Origin of the sequence: Odoribacter sp. N54.MGS-14, assembly GCF_000980295.1 — a bacterium.
In the GTDB taxonomy this organism is placed as follows: Bacteria; Bacteroidota; Bacteroidia; order Bacteroidales; family Marinifilaceae; genus Odoribacter; species Odoribacter splanchnicus.
Window position 1 is genome coordinate 1 of sequence record NZ_LARL01000180.1, and the last position, 434, is coordinate 434.

The 434-nt window shown below is 51.8% G+C and carries 1 rRNA gene; it reads left to right on the forward strand.

The features are described 5' to 3' along the window. Window positions 1-434 (forward strand): 16S ribosomal RNA (locus WS42_RS15000); the annotation flags it as partial.

Below are 434 nucleotides of genomic sequence, written 5' to 3' on the forward strand. Positions count from 1 at the left end.
ATCAAACAGGATTAGATACCCTGGTAGTCCACACGGTAAACGATGAATACTCGCTGTTTGCGATATACTGCAAGCGGCCAAGCGAAAGCGTTAAGTATTCCACCTGGGGAGTACGCCGGCAACGGTGAAACTCAAAGGAATTGACGGGGGCCCGCACAAGCGGAGGAACATGTGGTTTAATTCGATGATACGCGAGGAACCTTACCCGGGCTTAAATTGCAGATGAATTACGGTGAAAGCCGTAAGCCGCAAGGCATCTGTGAAGGTGCTGCATGGTTGTCGTCAGCTCGTGCCGTGAGGTGTCGGCTTAAGTGCCATAACGAGCGCAACCCTTGTTGTCAGTTACTAACAGGTTCCGCTGAGGACTCTGACAAGACTGCCATCGTAAGATGTGAGGAAGGTGGGGATGACGTCAAATCAGCACGGCCCTTACG